General features: G+C 67.5%; 6 protein-coding genes. 4 read left to right on the top strand and 2 right to left on the bottom strand.

The genetic code is table 11. The features are described 5' to 3' along the window. Positions 1–1,029, top strand: a 1,029-nt coding sequence (locus tag QOD90_RS05555) for an HNH endonuclease signature motif containing protein (protein WP_526347489.1), incomplete at its 5' end; no start/stop codon positions are given. On the opposite strand, the gene QOD90_RS05550 is transcribed toward QOD90_RS05555, so the two are convergent. Continuing rightward, the gene (locus tag QOD90_RS05550; protein WP_526347487.1) at positions 1,026–1,565 is read right to left on the bottom strand and encodes a TetR/AcrR family transcriptional regulator; all 540 of its coding nucleotides are present in this window, start codon (positions 1,563–1,565) and stop codon (positions 1,026–1,028) included. The genes QOD90_RS05555 and QOD90_RS05550 overlap by 4 nt on opposite strands. A gap of 101 nt (positions 1,566–1,666) precedes the next feature. Here QOD90_RS05550 and QOD90_RS05545 point away from each other — a divergent pair, with 101 nt between their 5' ends. Then, entirely contained in the window at positions 1,667–2,800 is a 1,134-nt protein-coding gene (locus QOD90_RS05545; RefSeq protein ID WP_526347491.1) for an FAD-dependent oxidoreductase, read from the top strand. Between the two features lie 38 nt (positions 2,801–2,838). Then, the gene (locus QOD90_RS05540; protein WP_526347485.1) at positions 2,839–3,675 is read left to right on the top strand and encodes a VOC family protein; all 837 of its coding nucleotides are present in this window, start codon (positions 2,839–2,841) and stop codon (positions 3,673–3,675) included. A gap of 3 nt (positions 3,676–3,678) precedes the next feature. On the opposite strand, the gene QOD90_RS05535 is transcribed toward QOD90_RS05540, so the two are convergent. Next, positions 3,679–5,136 carry an adenylate/guanylate cyclase domain-containing protein gene (locus QOD90_RS05535; protein ID WP_526347483.1) on the bottom strand — a complete coding sequence of 486 codons (1,458 nt, stop codon included), beginning with the start codon at positions 5,134–5,136 and terminating at the stop codon, positions 3,679–3,681. Positions 5,137–5,201: 65 nt separating this feature from the next. Between QOD90_RS05535 and QOD90_RS05530 the strand changes: the two genes are divergently transcribed. Next, a partial coding sequence (locus QOD90_RS05530; RefSeq protein WP_526347481.1) for an NAD(P)-binding protein occupies positions 5,202–6,112 on the top strand: 911 nt, incomplete at its 3' end.

The raw sequence follows: 6,112 nt of genomic DNA, 5'->3' as shown, positions 1-6,112 counted from the left end.
CTCGCCCACGGCAACGACCGACTGATGTGCCTCTGCGACACCGACGACTGCCCCGCCCCCAACAACCCGGCGTCGAGCGGTGTGGTGGTCTACGTCATCGCCCACCAGGACACCATCACCAACCCCGAGCCCGACGAGCCCACCGGACCCAGCGGATCCGCCGGTCCCGGGGACACCGTCGCCGACGCTGATGCTGCCGACCGATGCGCCGAGAACGCTGGCGATGAAGCCAAATCCACGAACTCCGAGCCGGTGGCCCCCGTTGATGAGTGCGCGGGGCTTGACGGTGTGGCACCGCCGATGTTCACCAAGCCGCTCCGCGACGTGACACTGGCCGAGGCGATGACCCCCACCCCCGGACAACCCAGTCAGATTCGGCCCGGCGCCATCCTCGGTGGTGGTTTCCTCCCCGGACCCCTCACCCGCCGCGCCACCCGCAACGCCAAGATCCGCCCGATCGTCCACCCCGGGCAAGCGCCGCCCGAACCCCGCTACACACCCTCGAAGCGGCTGGCCGAGTTCGTCCGGTGTCGGGACCTGACGTGCCGTTTCCCTGGCTGCCACCAGCCCGCCACCAGTTGTGATGTGGATCATACGATTCCGTGGCCGTACGGGGCGACGGGTGCGTCGAACCTGAAGTGTCTCTGCCGTTTTCACCACTTGTTGAAGACGTTCTGGGGTGGTGACGGCGGCTGGCGGGATCGACAAATGCCGGACGGAACCATCCATTGGACTGCACCGGATGGCCGCACGTACACCACCACCCCGGCAAGCCGGCTGCTGTTTCCGACCCTGTCGGCACCCACCGCACCCATCGTCGCGACCGGCACACCACCCCCGGCTCACACCGCCGGCTTGACGATGCCGCGGCGCCGCACCACCCGAGCCGAAGACCGCGCCCGCCGCATCAACGACGAACGCGAAAACAACCGCACCGCCACCGAATTGCCAGCCGAGCCGACAACACCCGAGCCGACGACAGAAGCGGCAGCCGACGAGGCACCCGACACCTCGATCCCACCGTTCTAACCGAGCGCGTAGCGCTGCAGCGTGGGCCCGAGCCAGTCGATCAGCTCATCGCGGCTCAATGCGACGACGGGCGGCAGCCGCAGGACGAAGCGGCACAGCGCCATGCCGAGCACCTGGGTAGCAATCAGGCCAGCCCGGCGCGGCGCGTCGTCGGCCACGAACTTGGTGATCGCGGGCAACAGCTGACCCGCGAAGATATCCGTCATGCGTTGCGCCGCTTCGGCATTGGTGGTGGCCGATCGGAGCAGCACGACGAGTGCGTCGTCGTCCTCCCAGCGCGTCAGGAAGTGCGACACCAGGGCGTGGCCCAATTCCTCGGGTTCAACGTCCGACAGATCGGGGAATTGCAGGTCGAATTCGGCCGCCGCCGCGAACAGCTGGTCCTTGTTGCCGAAGTAGCGCATCACCATCGACGGATCGATGTTGGCGTCAGCCGCGATGGCCCGGATGGTGGCGGCCTCATACCCCGATTCGGCGAACCGTTCCCTGGCCGCAGCCAGGATGACGGCCTTAGTCTGATCGGCCTTGGTACCCATGCCAACGAGTGTAGGCCAACAACTGTTGACTTTTGCCGAAACGAGGCGCACGATACAAATACCAACGCGCGTTGGCATTTACTCCAACCGAGGAGATCACCGTGAACGACACCGACGTACTGATCGTGGGAGCCGGCCCCACCGGCCTGACCCTGGCCGCATCATTGCTGCTCAAAGGCACCAACGTCACGCTCGTCGACAGGCAGCCCGAAGGCGCGAACACCTCTCGTGCGGCCGGGGTGAACGCCCGCACACTCGAGGTGCTCGAAGGCATCGACGTGACGCGCCGCCTCGTCAAGGAAGGGATCGAGGCACCGCGATTCGCCATCCGGGACGGCGCGAAGGCGCTGCTCTCCATCGACTTCAGCGGATTGGCGACGGCGTACCCCTTCACCCTGCTGGTACCCCAGTCGACGACGGAACGGCTCCTGCTCGACCGCGTGCGCGAACTCGGCGGCGACGTCGCCCGCCCCAAGGTGCTCGCCACCATCACGCAGGACGCGGCAGGCGTCACCGCCACCTTCGACGACGGCGACGTCGTTCGGGCCCGCTACGTAGTCGGAGCCGACGGCATGCACAGCACCGTCCGCGAGCAGGCGGGCATCGGGTTCTCCGGCGGCGCGTACGAGCACTCGTTCGTGCTCGCCGACGCCCGACTCATTGGCGACGCACCTACCGACGAAGTCCGCCTGTTCTGGGCGAGTGAAGGCCTCACCGTCGTCGCCCCGTTGCCCAATGGCGACTTCCGAATCGTCGCACCCGTGGACGACGCACCCGAGGTTCCTTCGGTGGCGTTCGTGCAACAGATCCTCGACACCCGGGGGCCCGGCGGCATCACCGTCACCGACATCACCTGGGGTTCGCGGTTCCGGATCCACCACCGCGTCGCCGACACATACCGCGCGGGCCGGATTCTGCTCGCCGGCGACGCCGCCCACGTGCACAGCCCGGCAGGCGGCCAAGGCATGAACCTCGGCATCCAGGACGCCGTCGCCCTCGCCGATGCGCTGGCGGCGGTCCTTGCCGGCGGCCCCGACTCGCTGCTCGACGAGTACAGCGCCACCCGACGCCCGATCGCCCAGCAGGTGGTCGCGTTGACCGACCGGCTGACCAAGCTCGCCACGCTGCCGCGCGCCCTCCGCCCGGTGCGGAACGTCGCCCTCGCCATCATCGGCCGCATCCCGCCGATCACGCGGGCGCTCGCGTCGCGATTGTCGGGCCTGGTGTACCGCTGATTGTTTCGCGTGTCGGTCCCCGCGGGAACAATGTTCCGATGACCGAACCAAGGACCTATCCATCCGGCGTCCCGAGTTGGGTCGACATCGTCGCCCACGAGCTCGACGAAGCAAAGCGCTTCTATGCCGGCCTCTTCGACTGGACGTTCACCGACGTCATGCCTGCCGAGGCGCCGGGCAACTACCTGATCGCCACGATCGGCGGTGACGACGTCGCGGCAATCGCGTCACCCGACTCCGACGACGAGGCCGCGATGTGGCACACCTACGTCGCCGTCGACGACGCCGACGCCACCGCGAAAGCCGTCGAAGCGGCCGGCGGCACCGTGACCGTGGACCCCGTCGAGGCAGGCCCCGGTGGGCGTCAGGCCGTGTGCGTCGATCCCCGCGGCGCCGAGTTCCGGCTGTGGCAGGCGCGTAAGCGTCTCGGTGCGCAACTCGTCAACGCCCCGGGTGCGTGGAACTTCAGCGACCTACAGACGACCGATCCGCACCAGGCCGCCACGTTCTACTCGTCGTTGTTCGGTTGGGAAGTGGACGACGTCGGGTACGCGACGATGGTCCGCAGACCCGGATACGGGGACCACCTCGCCGCGACCGTCGACCCCGACATCAGGGAACGGCTGTCCGACATCGCGGCGCCAGCCGGCTTCGAGGACGTCGTCGCCTGGATGCGCCTCATCCCCGAGGGGCATCCCGAACGCTGGCAGGTGACCTTCGCCGTGGCGGATCGCGATGCGTCCGCGGCCGCCGCGGAAGGCCTTGGCGCCACCGTGCTGGCCTCCGAGGACTCGGAGTGGACCAAGACGGCGACCATCCGAGATCCCCAGGGCGCGGAGCTCGTCCTCAGTCAGTTCACGCCGCCGAAGGGCTAACAGTCAACGCGGACGGGCCGTCCGCAGCAGCATGCGCCCGACGCGGGGGTGCCCCCTCAAGAGATCGGCCCAGCGATCTGGGACTGGCTCCTGGTGAGTGCTTTGCACCCTTCCCATCGGATCGTGCTCACCGACTGGAGCGAACAGCGTCCACTCGCCGGGGACGCCCTTGAGCGCGTGCGAACCGCGGCTTTCGAACGTAATCCCGGAACCGTTCACCAGGTCCTTGACCGTGCTGGACACGAGCACTTCACGTGCCTGCGCAAGGGCGGCGACCCGTGCCCCGATGTGGACGGCGATTCCGCCGATGTCGTCACCCCGCAGCTCGCACTCGCCGGTATGCAGGCCACTGCGAACGTCGATGCCTAGTTCCGGCATGTGTTCGGCGAGTGCCGTGGCGCACTGGACCGCGCGCGTCGGACCGTCGAACGTGGCCAGAAATCCATCGCCGGTGTGTTTGATCTCGCGGCCCTGAAAACGGGCGAGCTCGGCACGTGTGATCTCGTCGTGGCGCTCGAGCAGCTCGCGCCAGCGTCGGTCGCCGAGCTCGGCCGCCCGCCGCGTCGAGTCGACGATGTCGGTGAAGAGGACGGTGGCCAGGACCCGGTCCGGCGAGTGCGCGTGACGCTGCCCGGTGAGAAACTGTTCGACCTCGCCAGTGATCGACTCGATGTCGCCGACGGCCGGCCAGTGGTCGACCCCCTCGAGTTCGACGAGACGTGCGTTGGGCATTTCGGCGGCGATCTCGCGCGCGAATTCAACCGGTATCGCCTCGTCCTTGCGGTGCAACACGAGTGTGGGCACTCGCACGCAGCCGAGGATTCCCCGGACGTCGACCTGGGTAAGAACCGCGTCCAGGGTCAGTCGCGCCATTCTCGGGCTCATACCGGCCCGTTCGAACGCCCCGGTCGCTCTCCGATAGAGGGTGTTGTGTCTTAGGCTCGGTGCCACCCAATCGATCGAGCGTCCCTCACCCCAGTGGTCGATCGTCTCCCGGACGAACGCGATTCTCTCGATCCATTTCCTCCGGGCTGGCGAACCGTCGTCCTCGAGTGACCCGCACGCGTAGGACCCGAAAAGCACCAACGCCCGCACCCGGTCGGGATACGTTGCGGCGAACAGGATTCCGATCGGACCACCCTCTGAGTAGCCGAACAGGGCCGGGCGCTGGCTCCCTGCAGCGTCCAAAACGGCGCGCAGGTCGTCGGTTCGACTCTCAAGGGTGGGAACCGTGTCGCTGGGATCCGACAGGCCGGTGCCGCGCTTGTCGTAGAGGATCACACGTGCAAACGACGCGAGCTCGCTGACGAAGGTGGTCCATCCAGGGTCGTTCCACATCAAGTCGACATGCGAGATCCAACCCGGAACGATCACCAGATCCATCGGGCCGTCGCCGACGACCTGATAGGCGATCTCTCCCCCCGGGCCCTTCGCGTAATGCGTCTCCGGCTTACGGGCCATCGTTGCCAGTATCCCACCGGGGAAGGCGTGCTTTGCCAAAACTGACCGCCTGGCAAGCTGTCACGATGCAGACGATCGAAGCCGATTATCTGGTGGTCGGTGCGGGCGCCATGGGCATGGCGTTCGTCGACACCCTGATCACCGAAACGGGCGCGACCGTCGTGCTCGTCGACCGCAACGACCAGCCCGGCGGACATTGGATCAACGCGTACCCCTACGTCCGGCTGCATCAGCCGTCGGCGTACTACGGCGTGAACTCGCGGCCACTGGGCAGCGATTCGATCGATGCCAGCGGGTGGAACGAGGGCTTCTACGAGCTGGCCGGCGGCAGTGAAGTCTGCGCCTATTACGAAGCGGTGATGCGGCACCACCTGCTGCCGAGCGGCCGCGTCGCGTACTACCCCATGTGTGAATACCTGGGCGACAACCGCTTTCGAACGTTGGCCGGGGAGGTCTACCACGTCAAGGTCCGGCGCCGAGTCGTGGACGCCACCTATCTCAGCGTCGTCGCGCCCTCGATGCGACCCCCGCCATACGGGGTCGCCCCCGGCGTCGACTGCATCCCGCCCAACGGCCTGCCCAAGGAAGCCGTTCGCGACCGCTACGTCATCGTGGGTGGCGGCAAGACCTCCATGGACGCGTGTCTGTGGCTGCTGCGGCACGGGATCCCGCCCGAGCGGCTGACGTGGATCAAGCCGCGCGACTCCTGGCTGCTCGACCGCGCCTCGGTTCAACCCGGGCCGCAGTTCGCCAGACGCGTACTGGCCGACTTCTCCGCACAGTGGCGGGCGATCAACGCGGCCGATTCCGTCGACGACCTGTTCGCGCGGCTGGCTGAAAGAGGCTGTCTGCTGCGCATCGACGAGGCGGTGCAGCCATCGATGTACCGGTGCGCGATCGTGTCGCACGGAGAGCTCGAACGGTTGCGACTGATCGACGACGTCGTCCGGCTGGGCCACGTCGTCGCACTCGAGCC

Origin of the sequence: Mycobacterium sp., from assembly GCF_032161845.1 — a bacterium.
GTDB lineage: Bacteria > Actinomycetota > Actinomycetes > Mycobacteriales > Mycobacteriaceae > Mycobacterium.
This window is presented reverse-complemented; position numbering and strand designations above follow the sequence as displayed.

Excerpts from the sequence above, each read along its gene's own strand:
- QOD90_RS05550 (WP_526347487.1), bottom strand. The coding sequence starts at position 1,565 with ATGGGTACCAAGGCCGATCAGACTAAGGCCGTCATCCTGGCTGCGGCC.
- QOD90_RS05540 (WP_526347485.1), top strand. The coding sequence starts at position 2,839 with ATGACCGAACCAAGGACCTATCCATCCGGCGTCCCGAGTTGGGTCGAC.
- QOD90_RS05535 (WP_526347483.1), bottom strand. The coding sequence starts at position 5,136 with ATGGCCCGTAAGCCGGAGACGCATTACGCGAAGGGCCCGGGGGGAGAG.